The organism is Gammaproteobacteria bacterium, assembly GCA_016200485.1.
Classification (GTDB): Bacteria; Pseudomonadota; Gammaproteobacteria; order Tenderiales; family Tenderiaceae; genus JACQEP01.
On record JACQEP010000006.1, the window covers coordinates 84,218 to 100,531 of the forward strand.

General features: G+C 53.9%; 20 protein-coding genes. All 20 read right to left on the bottom strand.

What is annotated here, in order from left to right; genetic code table 11:
• Positions 1–6 precede the first annotated feature (6 nt).
• Positions 7–507: a PQQ-binding-like beta-propeller repeat protein gene (locus HY272_03270; GenBank protein ID MBI3771701.1), complete on the bottom strand. Its 501-nt coding sequence runs from the start codon at positions 505–507 to the stop codon at positions 7–9.
• A gap of 3 nt (positions 508–510) precedes the next feature.
• Positions 511–1,188: a PQQ-binding-like beta-propeller repeat protein gene (locus HY272_03275; protein ID MBI3771702.1), complete on the bottom strand. Its 678-nt coding sequence runs from the start codon at positions 1,186–1,188 to the stop codon at positions 511–513.
• Positions 1,188–1,832: a tetratricopeptide repeat protein gene (locus HY272_03280; GenBank protein MBI3771703.1), complete on the bottom strand. Its 645-nt coding sequence runs from the start codon at positions 1,830–1,832 to the stop codon at positions 1,188–1,190. Before HY272_03280 ends, HY272_03275 begins: the two co-directional genes overlap by 1 nt.
• Positions 1,833–1,870: 38 nt before the next feature.
• On the bottom strand, positions 1,871–3,142 hold the full coding sequence (gene hisS / locus HY272_03285) for a histidine--tRNA ligase (GenBank protein MBI3771704.1): 1,272 nt from the start codon (positions 3,140–3,142) through the stop codon (positions 1,871–1,873).
• 34 nt (positions 3,143–3,176) lie between these two features.
• Positions 3,177–4,310, bottom strand: coding sequence for a flavodoxin-dependent (E)-4-hydroxy-3-methylbut-2-enyl-diphosphate synthase (gene ispG / locus HY272_03290; GenBank protein MBI3771705.1), 1,134 nt, complete (start codon positions 4,308–4,310; stop codon positions 3,177–3,179).
• Positions 4,311–4,327: 17 nt separating this feature from the next.
• The gene (locus HY272_03295) at positions 4,328–5,260 is read right to left on the bottom strand and encodes a DUF4115 domain-containing protein (GenBank protein ID MBI3771706.1); all 933 of its coding nucleotides are present in this window, start codon (positions 5,258–5,260) and stop codon (positions 4,328–4,330) included.
• On the bottom strand, positions 5,257–6,015 hold the full coding sequence (gene pilW, locus HY272_03300) for a type IV pilus biogenesis/stability protein PilW (GenBank protein MBI3771707.1): 759 nt from the start codon (positions 6,013–6,015) through the stop codon (positions 5,257–5,259). The genes HY272_03295 and pilW overlap by 4 nt, the downstream gene beginning before the upstream one ends.
• 2 nt (positions 6,016–6,017) lie before the next feature.
• On the bottom strand, positions 6,018–7,076 hold the full coding sequence (rlmN, locus tag HY272_03305; protein MBI3771708.1) for a 23S rRNA (adenine(2503)-C(2))-methyltransferase RlmN: 1,059 nt from the start codon (positions 7,074–7,076) through the stop codon (positions 6,018–6,020).
• Between the two features lie 51 nt (positions 7,077–7,127).
• Positions 7,128–7,559, bottom strand: coding sequence for a nucleoside-diphosphate kinase (gene ndk, locus HY272_03310; protein ID MBI3771709.1), 432 nt, complete (start codon positions 7,557–7,559; stop codon positions 7,128–7,130).
• A gap of 153 nt (positions 7,560–7,712) precedes the next feature.
• On the bottom strand, positions 7,713–7,913 hold the full coding sequence (iscX, locus tag HY272_03315; protein ID MBI3771710.1) for a Fe-S cluster assembly protein IscX: 201 nt from the start codon (positions 7,911–7,913) through the stop codon (positions 7,713–7,715).
• A 12-nt stretch (positions 7,914–7,925) separates the two neighbouring features.
• Positions 7,926–8,267 carry an ISC system 2Fe-2S type ferredoxin gene (gene fdx, locus HY272_03320; protein MBI3771711.1) on the bottom strand — a complete coding sequence of 114 codons (342 nt, stop codon included), beginning with the start codon at positions 8,265–8,267 and terminating at the stop codon, positions 7,926–7,928.
• 2 nt (positions 8,268–8,269) lie between these two features.
• A complete protein-coding gene (gene hscA / locus HY272_03325) occupies positions 8,270–10,141 on the bottom strand; it encodes a Fe-S protein assembly chaperone HscA (GenBank protein ID MBI3771712.1) in 1,872 nt (623 codons plus the stop codon).
• 85 nt (positions 10,142–10,226) lie between these two features.
• Entirely contained in the window at positions 10,227–10,760 is a 534-nt protein-coding gene (hscB, locus tag HY272_03330) for a Fe-S protein assembly co-chaperone HscB (protein ID MBI3771713.1), read from the bottom strand.
• A gap of 6 nt (positions 10,761–10,766) precedes the next feature.
• Entirely contained in the window at positions 10,767–11,090 is a 324-nt protein-coding gene (iscA, locus tag HY272_03335; protein MBI3771714.1) for an iron-sulfur cluster assembly protein IscA, read from the bottom strand.
• A gap of 10 nt (positions 11,091–11,100) precedes the next feature.
• Positions 11,101–11,508 carry a Fe-S cluster assembly scaffold IscU gene (gene iscU / locus HY272_03340; protein ID MBI3771715.1) on the bottom strand — a complete coding sequence of 136 codons (408 nt, stop codon included), beginning with the start codon at positions 11,506–11,508 and terminating at the stop codon, positions 11,101–11,103.
• Positions 11,509–11,569: 61 nt separating this feature from the next.
• Positions 11,570–12,793, bottom strand: a complete 1,224-nt coding sequence (locus HY272_03345; GenBank protein ID MBI3771716.1) for an IscS subfamily cysteine desulfurase — start codon at positions 12,791–12,793, stop codon at positions 11,570–11,572.
• Positions 12,794–12,808: 15 nt separating this feature from the next.
• Positions 12,809–13,966 (bottom strand): cysteine desulfurase, encoded by a 1,158-nt coding sequence (locus tag HY272_03350; protein MBI3771717.1) that lies wholly within the window; start codon positions 13,964–13,966, stop codon positions 12,809–12,811.
• Between the two features lie 28 nt (positions 13,967–13,994).
• Positions 13,995–14,474 carry a Fe-S cluster assembly transcription factor gene (locus HY272_03355; protein MBI3771718.1) on the bottom strand — a complete coding sequence of 160 codons (480 nt, stop codon included), beginning with the start codon at positions 14,472–14,474 and terminating at the stop codon, positions 13,995–13,997.
• Between the two features lie 105 nt (positions 14,475–14,579).
• Positions 14,580–15,386: a serine O-acetyltransferase gene (cysE, locus tag HY272_03360; protein MBI3771719.1), complete on the bottom strand. Its 807-nt coding sequence runs from the start codon at positions 15,384–15,386 to the stop codon at positions 14,580–14,582.
• A 128-nt stretch (positions 15,387–15,514) separates the two neighbouring features.
• Positions 15,515–16,234, bottom strand: coding sequence for a tRNA (cytosine(32)/uridine(32)-2'-O)-methyltransferase TrmJ (trmJ, locus tag HY272_03365; GenBank protein MBI3771720.1), 720 nt, complete (start codon positions 16,232–16,234; stop codon positions 15,515–15,517).
• Between the last annotated feature and the right edge of the window lie 80 nt (positions 16,235–16,314).

The window sequence follows — 16,314 nt, forward strand, 5'->3', positions numbered from 1 at the left end:
GCCAGATCAAAATTCAGAGAACCAAAACAATCCAGCGTTCGACATTGGTTCAGTGTGTCGCAATTTGAGTACATAGAATACGCCCAAGGGCGAGCGCACATAGATTTTGCCCGCTTGTGCTTGGGTGCCAGCACGCAATCCTCGCTCATTGGTCTGATAGCGCGCCAACATACGACCATCTTCACGAGCGATCCAGTGTAAATAGCCTTCGAAATCTGTTACCAGAATTGCATCATCCACCAAGGCTGGCGCACTCAGACCACGATACTTGAGTTGATCCTGTTTCCAGAACGTGCCGCCGTTACGACGATCCAGGGCCCACATCTGATCCTGATCATCCACGACATAGACATTGTTCTGATCTACCACTAGGCCCGCTGATGATCCGAAATCCCGTGACCACAATGTACGCCCGGAATCCAGCGCCATCGCCACAACCTTACCCTGGTATGCAGCGGCAAAAACCGTATCTTCCACAACTACTGGTGTCGCATCGACATCCACCAAGCGCTACAAATCGGTACGCCCCTTGGGAATGTTCAAGGTCACATCCCAAGACACAGAACCATCGTACAGGCGCAGCGCCAGCAAATGGCCGTCATCCAATCCCAGCAACACTGTCTCCCCTGCGATCACCGGTTTCCCAATGCCGCGTAAAGTCAGCGCCGGTACGGAACGGTCCAAACGCCATAATTGCTGGCCATTTTCAGTACTCAGTGCAATAACTTTGCCATCGCCACAACGCACAATGACATGACTGGCATTGGCAACCGGTGGCGTTAAAACTTCTGTGGCCACACTAACCCGCCATTTGATGGCGCCGTCACGCTTATCAAGGGCAATGACTTCGGCATCGGCAGTGCCCACAAAAAGCAGATCATGATTTTCACCCACACCACCAGAAACCACAGTCTTCAGCTTCTGTCGCCATACACGCTTGCCTGTGCCACGATCAAGCGCATCCAGCACACCATCACTATTCACGGTGAAAATGACATCGGCATCGACGGCGGGCTCTAGCGCGGAATACACCAGATCCAGATCCCCTCGTGGCGTATAAACAGACCAGCCTTGGCTGATCGCCAACTCCGATTTGAGTGATTTCAGCTCTGTCGGCGGATGCACCGGGCCCGAAGAACTACAGGCCCCCAGCGCGATCATCAGGGCCGCCAATAACAGGCGCTTCATTAAACGTGCGCCTCCGCAGCACCGCCCAGATCATCCAGCTTCATCTCCAAAACCGACTTATCCTGCCCGGGTTCCAGCGCCTTGATTGCCGCCTGATATGCCGCTCGCGCCTCATCCTTCTTGCCCAGCGACACCAATATGTCGCCTTTGATCTCACCATGCAGCGCTTCAAAACCTGTGCTTGATATTTCATTTATCAGCTTCAATGCCGCATCACCCTCACCCTGTGCCAGCATGATGCGCGCCAGGCGCAACTGGGCAATCTGTTTAATTTCGGGCTGATCCGCATCATTCACTACCGTCTGCAAATAAGTGCGTGCCGCTGGCATATCACCACTCTCAACACTTTTCTTGGCGAGAATCAGCGCCGTCATCATCGCATATGAAGTCTTGCCATATTCGTCCATGATGCGCTTGCCGCGATCGGTGACCGCCTGATTATTACCCTGCTGCAACTCACCAATCAGCACTTCATATTCCATCGAAGCACCTTCGCGCTGACTTTTGTTATAGGCCTGCCATTGCTGCCATCCAATCAGACTCACCGCACCCAGAATCAATCCGGCCATCACGGCCTTACCATTGGTTTTCCACCATTTCTTGATGGCATCAATTTGTTCGCGTTCTGTTTCGTAAACTTCCACGGCCTCTGATCTCCTCTAATGCGTATTACGTACGCGCCCTAATTCAAATCCAGTAATTTCGTTAAAACACCTGCCAGCTCGGTCTGCAACACGGATTGTTGCGGCTGTTCCTGCCGTAAATTTTTAATGGTAACCCTGTTAGCCGACAATTCTTCTTCGCCCAGAATCAAGGCCAGTCGTGCACCACTCTTATCCGCACGCTTGAACTGCGACTTAAAACTACCGCCACTATTCACCAGCAACCGCAGTTTCGGCATTTGATCGCGCAGAGATTCGGCCAACGTGAACGCAGCGATACTGGCCTCCTGGCCTGCCACCACATAGACATGAGGACCGAAATCGGGTTTGGTCGTCATATCTGCAGCGAGCAACTCAACCAGGCGCTCCACGCCCATAGCGAAACCTAACGCTGGTGTTGCGCGACCACCCAACTGTTCCACCAAACCATCAAATCGGCCGCCCGCACACACCGTGCCTTGCGCACCGAGGCGCCGGGTCGTCCATTCAAAAACCGTTTTATTGTAATAATCCAGTCCACGCACTAGCCGTGGATTCACCTCATAAGCAATTCCGACGGCATCAAGAATAGCGCACAGTTGCTCGAAGTGCTGCTTGGAATCGGCATCGAGATGATCCGTCAATGCCGGTGCACCATTGATCAGCGCTTGCATCTCAGGATGCTTGCTATCCAGAATCCGCAACGGGTTGGTATGCAGCCGCTTGCGGCTATCTTCATCCAGTTGATCCTGGTGCGCGCTGAAATAATTGACCAGTATTTCACGATATGCCGCTCGCGCCTCCACCGAACCCAGGGTATTGATTTGCAATTCCAGCCCCTGAATCCCTAACTCGCGCCACAGGCGCGCCGTCATCATGATCAATTCAGCATCAATATCCGGCCCTTCGACGCCAAAACATTCAACACCGATCTGATGAAACTGGCGATAACGGCCTTTTTGAGGACGCTCATGACGAAACATCGGCCCCATATACCAAAGGCGCTGTACCTGATTGTGTAACAAACCATTTTCTATCCCACCGCGCACACAACCCGCGGTCCCCTCTGGCCGCAGGCTCAGGCTGTCACCATTGCGGTCCTCGAAGGTATACATTTCTTTTTCGACGATATCCGTCACTTCTCCAACGGCGCGTTTGAACAGCTCGGTTTTTTCCACAATCGGCAGGCGAATTTCTTCAAAGCCATAGGCATCAAAAATATGACGCGCACGCGCCTCCAGCAAACGCCAATAAGAGGTTTGCTGTGGCAAAATATCATTCATGCCACGCACAGCCTGGATGTTTTTCGACATAACTATTGGGCAGTCTGGATTAAATCAGATAGTGTCAGCGGCACGCGCCTGCACAGCCGCCACACGCTCCCTTTGCAACCGCCTGCTGTTCCTTTTGTTCTGCAATCTTTGCGCGAACAACCCGTTCCAGTTCATCAACCAGTTGTTCGTTCTCAACTTTATGATCCGGCTTACCATCGATATACAGCAGATTCGGTTCACCGCCAGTCAACCCGACATGCGCTTCACGCGCCTCACCCGGACCATTGACCACGCAGCCAATGACGGCCACATCCAAGGGCTCAACGATATCCTCCAGACGCTGTTCCAGCTCATTGACCACCGAGATGACATTGAATCTCTGCCGGGAGCATGAAGGACATGCCACCAGATTGATGCCTTTGCTGCGCAAACGCAGGCTTCTCAAAATATCGAAGCCCACTTTTACTTCTTCGACAGGATCGGCGGCCAACGACACACGCACTGTGTCGCCAATACCCTCCACCAGCATCATTCCCAAACCTATCGCCGACTTCACGGTACCGGAACGTAAGCCACCGGCTTCGGTAATCCCAAGATGCAACGGCTGTTCGATTTGTTTTGCCAGAATCCGGTATGCCGCCACCGTCATAAATATCTCGGAGGCCTTGAGACTGACTTTGAAATCCTGGAAATCGAGGCGATCGAGAATATCGATATGGCGCAATGCCGATTCCACTAATGCCTCTGGCGTCGGCTCACCATATTTCTTTTGTAAATCTTTTTCCAGGGAGCCGGCATTGACACCAATCCGGATGGGAATACCGTGATCGCGCGCCGCGCTGACAACTGCCCGCACACGATCATCACTGCCAATATTGCCCGGATTGATGCGCAGGCAATCGACGCCCAGTTCAGCGACACGCAATGCGATGCGGTAATCGAAATGGATATCCGCCACCAGCGGCACATTGACCTGCTGCTTGATTTTACCAAAGGCCTCCGCTGCGTCCATACTCGGCACCGACACCCGGACGATATCCGCACCGGCGCGCTCAAGCGCCTGAATCTGCGCCACCGTCGCGGCCACATCGCAAGTTTCGGTGTTGGTCATGCTCTGCACTGAAATCGGAGCATCACCACCCACCGGTACTTTGCCAACAAAAATCTGGCGTGATTTACGGCGTTGAATCGGGCTAATGTCTTGCATCGTGGCTTTCCTAATACTTATTCGTCAGCATCATTGCCCAATGCAAAACGGGCAATTCCTTTGCTGTCATATTGCTTGTGATCAAACGGCACACCGTTATATTCAACGCTCACCGCCGAAGAGTTACCCAGGATCACCTGAAATGGCGGATTACCTTCCACGGTACGCTTTTGCCCCGCCTTGGCAGTTCCTGCGATCAATTTGACATTGTGACTATCGGTGATATCCACCCAGGCATCAGATTTGAATCGTAGCGAAATACTAGCCTTCTCTGGAAAAAGTTTTGGCTCCTCAGGCTTCACCGCTGGCGCAGCAGCGCCGGCAACGGTTGCCACAGCAGCGTTTTCAGCACCTACCACCGGCGGTGTTTGTGTGGCATCTGCCGCCGGAGCCGCTGCAACCTCAGCACCTGGTGGTTGCGATACGAACGCGGGTGCAGGCAGCGCCAACGCCACTGTACCAGGCTCGGTCGCCGGAACCGCTGGCACATCGGGCAATGCCACCGTCTCACCATTACCAGCCAGTTCGTACCACCAAAGCCCAAACGAAATCACCAGCAGACTCCCTACACCCCAGGTCACGACACGTGGTGTTTTTTGGCGCGACGATGAGGTCGCCGGAGTGTCCTTGATGGTAACCACACGTCTGATGTTATTCTGCGAATGATCAATTCGACCTGTAGAATAAGCCTCCAGAATCGCATCCGGCTCCATCCCGAGAAAGCGTGCATAGGCACGCAGATACCCCTTCACATAAGGTATGGATGGCAATGCCTGCTCATTCTGCGCTTCAATTGCCTCAATCAACTTTGGATCCAGCCGCAGCTCCATCGCGACATCCACAATGCTCGCGCCCTGGGCTTCGCGCATCTTGCGTAATTGACGTCCCCACTCCATTGCCGACATACCTTCTTTGATATCCGTCCCCTCGGCCCGTAACTGCTCGTTCATTTTTCCTCCGATGAGAGTAATGCTTGTTCTTCAGTCAATTGTGGATATTGTTTCTGTAAAGTATCCCGGTAACCTGCAACCGCACGCGTATCACCCAATGCCTGCTCGATTTTAATTCCTAATGCCAAACTATAGGGCGTATGTGTATTCAGGGAATTAAAGCGTTGCAAAAAAGCGCGCGCCTGCAAATTCTGTTTAGCTTCATAACTCAGCGCCGCCATTTGCAGCAAAGATTTTGGCAAGTCAGCACGCGTTTGCAGTGCCTTGCGGAAATATTCTTCAGCCTTCACATTATTGTTTACCCGGCGAGCGCACAACCCAATATTCTCATACACCAATTCTGGTGTGCGATAGCGCGGAGTTTTGGCGGAACGCAAAAAATAACTTTCCGCGGCCTCGAATTTGCGCTGATTACAGAGGAACGCACCATAGTTATTCAGCACCATTGGATTTTGTTCATTAAGCTCGACCGCTTTTTTATAATAACGATCCGCCTTCTCTGTTTCACCCATCCGGTTATAGACTTCGGCGATATAGTGATTCGCCGCGGGGTGATCGGATTGCAATTCCAAGGCCCGCTGGAGCTTGTCCAGCGCCAGGTCAAACTTTTCCTGCTGCAGATAGCCCAGACCCAAGTCGGCGTAAATGCCGGCGGCGCGTTCTGGGTCTTTAGCATCACCTGCGCCACGACCGCCCACACACCCCGCTATCACTGCCGCCAACAAGGCAGGCATCAGCCATCGCCATGTCTTCATCATCACAATCCCTGTTGAACTATCGATTCGTTTCTTAACTTGCGCTTGGTACGATCCATCACCTTACCCACCAACTGCCCGCAGGCGGCATCGATATCGTCACCACGCGTACGGCGGGTCACTGTCGTCAATCCAGCGTCCATCAAAATCCGCCAGAATTGTTCAATCGCGGCGGGTGATGAGCGGCGATATTTCGACTGTGGAAACGGATTAAATGGAATCAAATTCACCTTGGACGGCACGCCCCGCAACACACGCACCAATTCACGAGCATGCGCCGGCGTATCATTGACCCCATCGAGCATCACATATTCAAAAGTGATCTTGCGCTTGCTGGTCCCCGCGTGGGCATAACGTTTACAAGCCGCTATCAGTTCGGCAATAGGATATTTGCGATTAATGGGCACCAACTCATTGCGCAATTCATCATTGGGCGCATGCAACGATACTGCCAGACTGACATCACTCACTTCGGCCAAACGATCCATCGCCGGCACCACGCCTGAAGTACTGAGTGTCACCCGCCGCTTCGACAAACCATAGGCGTCGTCATCGGTCATGACATTCATCGCCCACACAACATTTTCAAAATTGAGCAGCGGTTCACCCATCCCCATCAACACCACATTCGTGATCATGCGTTGATCGCGATGCTGGGTGCCAAAATAGTTATAGGCCACACGTAACTGGCCGATAATTTCAGCCGTGGTCAGGTTACGATTGAATCCTTGCTGGGCGGTGGAACAGAATGAACATTCCAGCGCACAACCCACCTGTGACGAAACGCAAAGCGTGCCGCGATCGCCATCGGGGATATAAACCGTTTCGATGCAATTGCCGCTATCGAGACGCAAGACCCATTTGTGCGTACCGTCGGCTGAGCCCTGATCCAGCACCAGCTCCGGCGCCCGGATCTCGGCCGTTTCAGCCAGACGATCACGTAACACCTTGCTGAGATTGGTCATCTGCTCGAAATCGCTGACGCCCAACTGATGAATCCATTTCAACAATTGAGGCGCACGAAAGGCCTTCTCCCCCATCGCGGTGAAGAAGGCCTCCATTTCCTTTCGGTCAAGACCGAGCAGATTGACTTTAGCTTGCTCCAAAGTAAATTACCGTGCTCTCGGGCAAAGCTCTTCGGCTTTGAAGAAGTAGGCAATTTCAATCTTCGCGTTTTCGGCGCTATCAGAACCATGTACAGCATTGGCGTCAATGGAGTCAGCGAAATCGGCGCGGATCGTACCCTTCTCAGCCTTCTTCGGATCGGTAGCGCCCATCAGCTGGCGATTCAATGCAATTGCGCCTTCACCTTCCAACGCTTGCACCATCACCGGACCCGTGGTCATGAACTTAACCAGATCCTTGAAAAACGGGCGCTCTTTGTGCACCGCATAGAAACCTTCCGCTTGCTGCTGTGACAAGTGCATCATCTTCGCGGCCACAATCCGCAGTCCCGCCTTCTCGAAACGGCTATAGATTTCACCAATGACATTCTTAGCCACGGCATCGGGTTTGATGATAGATAGGGTACGTTCAATCGCCATTGCAAACTCTCCAACTGTTAAATGCCACATAGCCCGAACCCGCCGGTTTCCGGCCAGTTCGGGCTACATCAAAAAAGGGCTTTTATTTTAACAGGTTACAGGCCGCGAGACAATCTGATCCGTATTTATTACTGGGCAAAAAGAGTCCTAAAATCAATCTCTTTCCCCGATCCAGGCCATCTGAATCGCTTCCAGAATTTTTTCACCACAATGCTCAGGGGCATCATCAAACTCTTCAAGGCCCAGCACCCAGTCCCGCAAATCGACAAACCGGACGTAGAGGGGATCCGTTTCCGGATGCGCCTCGTCGAGGGCAATCGCGATTTCGAGGGTATCGGTCCATTTCAGTCCCATGACTTATCTCCCTTATTTACGACTCTCGGACACCATGTTGATCGTATATTTTGGAATCTCAACAACCAGATCCGCTGCCCCAACCTCAGCCTGACAGCCTAGCCGCGACTCGGGCTCCAGCCCCCAGGCCTTATCGAGCAGGTCTTCCTCATCGTCTTCTGCGGGCCGCAGCGAACGAAACCCTTCGCGAACAATGACATGGCAGGTGGTACAGGCGCAGGATTTCTCACAGGCATGTTCCAGCTCGATGCCATTTTCGAGGGCCGCATCAAGGATGGTGGTGCCCGGCGGCACTTCCACTACATGGCCCTGCGGACACAATTCTTCGTGCGGTAAAAAAACTATCTTGGTCATTTTTAAAACTCGCTTAGCTTATGCCCGGTCAAGACCTTGCGCACGCTGGCATCCATCCGCCGTGCGGCAAACTCTGTGGTGACCTTATCCAACTGTTCCATATCTTGCTTGATGGCGCGAATATCACTATCCTGACACACCTGCTCAAGCTGCCTTATCGCCGCATCAATCTGTTGCCGTTCTGCCGCTGAAAGCAGTGTATCGCCATCGACTTGCAATGCAGCCCTGACTGCTTCGAGCGTCCGCTCTGCATCCACTTGTTGCTCGCGCAACATACGCAGTTGCATATCATCCGCTGCATGATCAATCGAATCACGCAACATCTGCATAATCTCGCCTTCAGTCAACCCATAAGAAGGCTTGACCTGGATGCTGCTGCGCACACCGCTGGTCGTTTCTTCTGCGATCACACTGAGCAAGCCATCGGCATCGACCTGGAAGGTGACGCGAATTCGTGCCGCGCCAGCCACCATCGCCGGAATCCCGTGCAACTCAAACCGCGCCAGCGAACGGCAATCGCTGATCAATTCACGCTCGCCCTGCACTACATGCAGGCTCATCGCGGTCTGGCCATCTTTAAAGGTGGTAAATTCCTGCGCCCGCGCCACAGGGATCGTGGTATTACGTGGAATTACTTTCTCCACCAGACCACCCATAGTCTCCAATCCCAGTGATAACGGGATCACATCGAGCAACAACATTTCACCTTCCGGTTTATTCCCGGCCAGGATATCGGCCTGAATCGCGGCACCAATTGCCACCACTTTATCAGGATCGATATCGACGCGTGGTGTAATGCCAAAAAACTCGCCGACCATTTGCCGGACCCGTGGCACGCGCGTTGATCCGCCGACCATTACGACATCTTTTATTTCGGACAATTCGATACCCGCATCGCGCAAAGCACGGCGGCAAGGTGCCAATGTCCGGCGCAGCAATGGTTCGATCAATTGCTCAAACTGAATTCGCGACAATCGACCGAGCCAAACACCACCTTCTGGTCGATCGACTTCAACATCAACTTCATCCGCATTCGTCAGCGCCTCTTTCGCGGCACGCGCTCGTGGCAGGACTGCACTCAAACGATGATGAGCAGCGTCATCGCTAACACCCGCCTGCGCCAGCATCCAGTCGGCAGTCGCGCGATCCATGTCATCGCCACCCAACGCCGAATCACCTGCCGTGGCTAATACTTCGAACACACCGCGACTAAAACGCAGGATCGAAACGTCAAACGTACCACCACCCAAATCATAAATGACATGGATGCCTTCAGAGCCTTGATCCAGACCATAGGCCACTGCAGCGGCCGTGGGTTCATTGAGCAGGCGCAACACATTCAATCCCGCCAATCGCGCTGCATCCTTGGTCGCTTGCCGCTGGGCATCATCAAAATAGGCCGGCACGGTAATCACCACACCGACTAGCTCACCACCCAGACTTTCTTCGGCGCGCGCCTTGAGCACTTTCAAAATCTCCGCCGACACTTCGATCGGACTGACATCACCGCCTATCGTCCGCAATCGTGGCACGGCTGAATCCGTGGTTACAAACTCATACGGTAAATGGACGCCTTGCTTTTGCACGTCGCCGAGACCACGTCCCATGAGACGCTTCACCGACATAATCGTATTGCCTGGATCTTCTGCCGATGCTGCCTGCGCACTTAACCCGACGTCCAGTTGCCCCGGCGCCAGATATCTCACCACCGACGGCAACAAGTGATGACCCGCATGATCAGGCAAGGTTTCGGCCACACCACTGCGCACCGTCGCCACCAGGGAATTGGTAGTGCCCAAATCTATGCCGGCGGCGAGACGATGCTGGTGCGGCGCCGCTGATTGTCCCGGCTCGCTGATTTGCAGTAATGCCATGATGATCTTCTATGTTTTTACGTGCCACCTAATCTGGAGGCAACGCGGTTTAAATTCAAGCGGATAGCTAAAGCGGTATTATAAACTACATCAGTTCATCAGCGAGCATCTCGGCCTCTTGCTGCAGACGCCGGTAAAATTGCAACCGTTGCGCCCAGTGACCAGCTCGCTCCAGCGCGGCCGCATCTGTCGCGGCGAATGCCTCGCCCAACGCGGCAAGACACTCAGAAACCCGACCGCTGATTTCAGCATTAAAACGCACAAGGCTGCCATGCGGATCGGCAGCAGCGCGAATCTCCGCCAGCGCCTCGCGCAATTCGATTTGCGCTTCGAGAAACTCCAGATCATTGATGGTGCCACGCCCCTGACTCAGATCAAGCCCGCGCAATTGCAGCAGATACTGCGCGCGCTGCAACGGATCTTTGAGCGTCTGAAAGGCCGCATTAACATGCGCGGCCTGCTGCAAGGAAAGGCGGCGTTCCTGATCGGGTGCGCTGGCAAAACGATCAGGATGCAAGACACGTTGTAGTTGGCGATAATGCTCAGCCAGCACGTCGAGATCGATTTCAAAACTCTCGTTTAAATCGAACAGTTGAAAGTAGTTCTGACGGAAATCCACAATTGATTAGACGGTGAAACTTTCACCACAGCCGCAACTGTCTTGCACATTGGGATTATTGAACTTGAAACCTTCGTTCAAGCCTTCCTTGACGAAATCCAGCTCGGTGCCGTCGAGATACACCAGACTTTTGCCATCGATAATGATTTTTACGCCATGATCTTCAAATACCTGATCCTCGGCCTTCACTTCATCCACAAACTCAATGACGTATGCCAAGCCAGAGCAGCCACTGCTACGTACACCCAGACGCAACCCAACGCCCTTACCGCGCTTGGTCAAGAAATTTCTTACTCGCGTCGCCGCGCTATCTGTAATTGTGACCGCCATAACGACTTCCTCACGTTTTTTTCGACACGCTGCCGGGCACTGACTGCTTGGCCTGGTAATCGGCAATCGCTGCCTTGATGGCATCCTCAGCCAGAACTGAGCAATGTATCTTCACTGGCGGCAAAGCCAATTCCTGCGCAATCTCGGAATTCTTGATCTTGGACGCTTCTTCCAGGGTTTTGCCCTTAACCCACTCGGTCAGCAACGAACTGGAGGCGATCGCCGAGCCGCAGCCATAGGTCTTGAAGCGCGCATCTTCGATCACACCCTGTTCATTGACCTTGATTTGCAGTTTCATGACATCACCACAGGCGGGCGCACCGACCATACCGGTACCCACAGTCTGATCCGCCTTGTCGAAGGAACCGACGTTGCGCGGATTTTCGTAGTGATCCATGACTTTATCGCTATATGCCATAAAACAATTATACCTGACTAAATCAGTAGGTAAAAGACACCCTTATACTAATATTTTCGGCCTAATGGGCTGCCCACTTGACGCTGCTAAGATCGATGCCATCCTGGTACATTTCCCACAATGGCGACATTTCCCGCAACTTTTTGACCTTTTCCGTCACCAAAGCTACGGTGTAATCGATATCTTCCAGTGTGGTAAAGCGGCCAATACTGAAACGGATCGAACTGTGGGCCAGCTCATCACTGCGGCCGATGGCGCGCAACACATAGGAAGGCTCAAGACTGGCCGAGGTACAGGCTGAACCAGACGATACGGCGAGATCCTTAAGCGCCATGATCAAGGACTCGCCTTCGACAAAATTGAAACTGACGTTGAGGTTACCCGCTACACGCTGATTTTCAGCGCCATTGAGATAAACCTCGTCCATCACTTTGAGACCATCCCACAGCCGGTCGCGCAATGACTGAATACGCGCTGCCTCGGCGGCCATTTCCTTCTTGGCAATGCGAAACGCCTCGCCCATACCAACGATTTGATGCACCGGCAACGTCCCGGAACGCATGCCGCGCTCATGTCCACCACCGTGCATTTGCGCCTCGATGCGGACTCGCGGTTTACGTCGCACATACAGCACGCCGATGCCTTTGGGGCCGTATATTTTATGCGCCGAGAACGACATCAAATCGACCGGCAATTTTTGCATGTCAATTTCGACCCTGCCCGCGCTCTGCGCGGCATCGACATGGAAAACAATACCCCGCGCCCGCGTTAGCCTGCCGATCGCGTCGAGATCCTGAATCACGCCGATCTCGTTATTCACATGCATGATTGACACCAGGATCGTATCCTGGCGCAAAGCCTGTTCCAGCTTCGCCAAGTCAAGCAAACCATTCGGCTCCGGATCAAGATATGTGACTTCAAACCCTTCGCGCTCCAGCTGCCGGCAGGTATCCAGCACCGCCTTATGCTCGGTCTTGCTGGTGACGATGTGTTGGCCTTTTTGACGGTAAAAATGCGCTGCGCCTTTGAGTGCCAGATTATCGGATTCGGTCGCGCCTGAAGTCCAAACGATTTCTTTAGGATCGGCGTTGATCAGGGCTGCCACCTGTTGACGGGCTTCTTCTACCGCTTCTTCCGCGCGCCAGCCAAAGACATGTGAGCGCGAGGCGGGATTACCAAACAGGCCATCCCGAGTGAGACAACGCGACATCTTCTCCGCAACGCGCGGATCGGCCGGTGTGGTCGCCGCGTAATCGAGATAAATAGGCAAATTGATGCCAGTCATTATCAAAAATCCTTCTCATGCCCAACTCAATGCCGACATCGTTCGCAAACGCTGCAACTGCTGTTCAAGCACTGCCATCAGAGCATCAATATCAGTCCGAGTGTTGTCCCTACCAAGACTCACACGCACCGAACAACGCGCCACTTCCGCGCTAACGCCCATCGCCAATAACACATGGCTAGGTCCAATTTTACGGCTATCGCATGCAGAGCCGCTGGAAACTGCAATCCCGGCTCGATCAAACTCCATTAATAGTGTTTCGCCGTCTATGCCGGGGACCGCAAAAAACACCGTGTTCGGCAAGCGCTCTGCATCTGCGCCAAACACTTTAATTTCTGTATGCGCCGCCAAACGTTGTTCAAAATAACGGCGCAACTCTAAATCCTTGTCATGACGGGTGCGCCAATCGCGCGCTGCCAGTTCCGCCGCTGCGCCAAAACCTACGATCGCCGCGACACTCTCAGTACCACTGCGCCGCCCCGCTTCCTGGCCGCCACCGACTTGCCAAGCCTGCACTTCAAGTCCGCGATCGACAATCAGCGCACCGACCCCTTTCGGCCCGTAAATCTTGTGCGCCGATACCGTCAGCAACTGCACACCCAGTGCATCAAAATCTAACGCCACTTTACCTGCCGCCTGCACAGCATCGGTATGAAAAATCACACCGTGCTCACGCGCTTTGGCAGCGAATGTTGCGATGTCCTGAATGACCCCGGTTTCATTGTTAGCATACATCACCGACACGAGCCGCGGACACGCCGCCGTTAGGATACTCTCGAAGCCGCTTGCCGTCACCCGCCCTTGGGCATCAACCGGAATAATTTCAAGATGCGCGCCCCAGGCACGCAGCCGCTCGGCCATTTCCAACACTGAAGCATGTTCGATGGCGCTTACCGCCAACGATTGAGGAGCGCCGTTATTGATTATCTGGGAAAGGGCAAGATTATTAGCCTCAGTGCCACCGCTGGTAAAAATGACCTGCGCAGGCTGTACACCAAGCCAGGAGGCCACTTGTTCGCGTGCTGTTTCGATTGCGTGACGCGCCAGGCGGCCTTGGCTATGAAGACTGGAAGGATTGCCATGATGCTGCCGCAGATAGGGCAACATCACGTCGACTACCCCCATATCCAGCGGGGTAGTCGCGTTATGGTCGAGATAAGCCCCCAGGTTCATACATCCACCGGCAAGGGCCTGACTAACATCAGGCGGGAGCGAGATTCCGTTCGCGCTTGGGTGCAACTTCAATTCGCTTATCTTGGCGAATTGCAACTTCTTGCACGCCACGACGATCGATCAGCTGACCCAAATCGATACCGGCAAGGAATTCATGAATCTGCGTACTCAGGTCACACCACAATTCGTGAGTCAGGCATGGTTGACCATCTTGGCAATCGCCTTTACCACCGCAACGAGTGACATTGACGTTTTCGTCGATGGCATTGATCACGTCAACGACGCTGATCAGACTGGCAGGACGAGCCAAGCGATAACCACCCCCTGGACCACGGGCGCTATCAACCAAACCCTGACGACGCAAGCGCGAAAACAATTGCTCCAAATAGGACAGCGAAATCCCTTGGCGCTGCGAAATTTCAGCTAGCGGTACAGGTGAATCGATCGCATGCAATGCCAGATCCAGCATTGCGGTAACGGCGTAACGGCCTTTAGTGGTTAATCTCATGGCGAATCCCCCATATTTTATTTGAACAAATAAACTTTCCCTAGGTCACGGCCACCGTACTCGATGCCGCAAGTTTTATAAGGATATATTATCCTTTACAGGTGGTCAAGAATGACCCGCCTTCTCCCCATCGGGTTTTTGGCCCTGCGCGCGACTTTTGTCAACCCCAACATTGATTTCCAGCGCCGCTAAATCGGGCATCGGCACATCCTCGACCTTGACCCCCATCTGTTCCATTGCCCGGCATATGCTCCCCATTTTGGTATCCATGGCATGGATGTGGTCCAGCATGCAATTAATGGCCTGCACCACCGGGTCAGACGTGTCCTGGGTCATGCCGTAGGCGGCAAACCCGATCTTGCGCGCGATCTCTTGCCGTTGAGCGTCTTTTTCGGTCGCCGGACTGGCAACGATACGCCCCGGCACGCCGACGACAGTCGCGCCCGCCGGCACATCCTTGACCACCACTGCATTGGAGCCCACGCGTGCGCCCCTGCCCAGCGTGATCGGCCCCAGCACCTTGGCCCCCGCCCCCACCACGACATCATTCTGCAAGGTGGGATGGCGTTTGCCTGCATTCCAGCTGGTACCGCCAAGCGTGACGCCATGATAGAGCGTGCAGTCGTCGCCAATCTCAGCCGTCTCGCCGATCACAACACCCATGCCGTGATCGATAAAAAAACGGCGACCGATACGCGCGGCGGGATGGATTTCGACGCCGGTCAACCAACGGGCGAAGGTCGAATTGAAGCGCGCCAGCCACTTCAGGCCCATGTGCCACAGGGTGTGACTAAAGCGATGCGCTATCACGGCATGAACGCCAGGATAGGTTGTCAGCACTTCGAATACATTGCGCGCAGCGGGATCGCGCTCGAACACGCATTGAATATCTTCTCTAATCCTTGAAAACATGGGGCAATTAGTCTTGCAGAAATTAAAATAGCACTATAAACAAAAACCCAGCGCAAAGGTATCTTCGCCTTTCCGCAACCAGACGTTCATACATGGCGGGATGCGCAAAGGCGATTCGTGAATCGCCCCTACCGTTTTTTTGCCATGGTCTGCGCCGCCGTCAAAACACCGCGCATAATGTTTACTTCAGTCTGGTCGGGACGTGCGCGATTAAACAAACGCCGCAAGCGGCGCATCAGCTGCTTGGGTTGTTCTGGATCGAGAAACTGGACATCGATCAACATTTGTTCAAGATGGCGATAAAACGATTCCATCTCCTCGGCGCCCGCCACCTCGTGTACCTCTTCCACGACAACGGGCTTGGCGCCATCGGTCAACATGATTTCATAGGCCAGGATCTGTACCGCCGCCGCCAGATTAAGCGAGGAATAATCGTCATTGGTGGGGATGTGTACCAGCAAATGCGCCCGCGCCAATTCGGTATTGGTCAGCCCCGAGTGCTCGCGTCCGAACACCACGGCCACCTCACCCTGGGCACTTTCCGCGATCGCCCGTACGGCGAACTCCCGCGGCGCTACCGACGGCCAGGGCAAACGCCGGCTGCGGGCCGTGGTGGCGACCACGTAACGGCAACCAGCCAATGCCTCATCCAGGCTGGCACACACCACCGCCTGGGCCAGCACATCATCCGCCCCCGAGGCACGCGACGTTGCCTCGGCACAGGGAAATTGCTGCGGGTTGACCAGATACAACCGGTTCAGGCACATGTTCTTCATCGCCCGGGCAGTAGCGCCAATGTTACCGGGGTGACTGGTATCGACCAGTACAATACGGATGTTGTTTTTCATGGGGCGGGATTGTAACCCATCCATCACTTTCCCCTCACATTCTGGTATCCTTGGCGCCCCTATCGCTCTGACAAAATTGA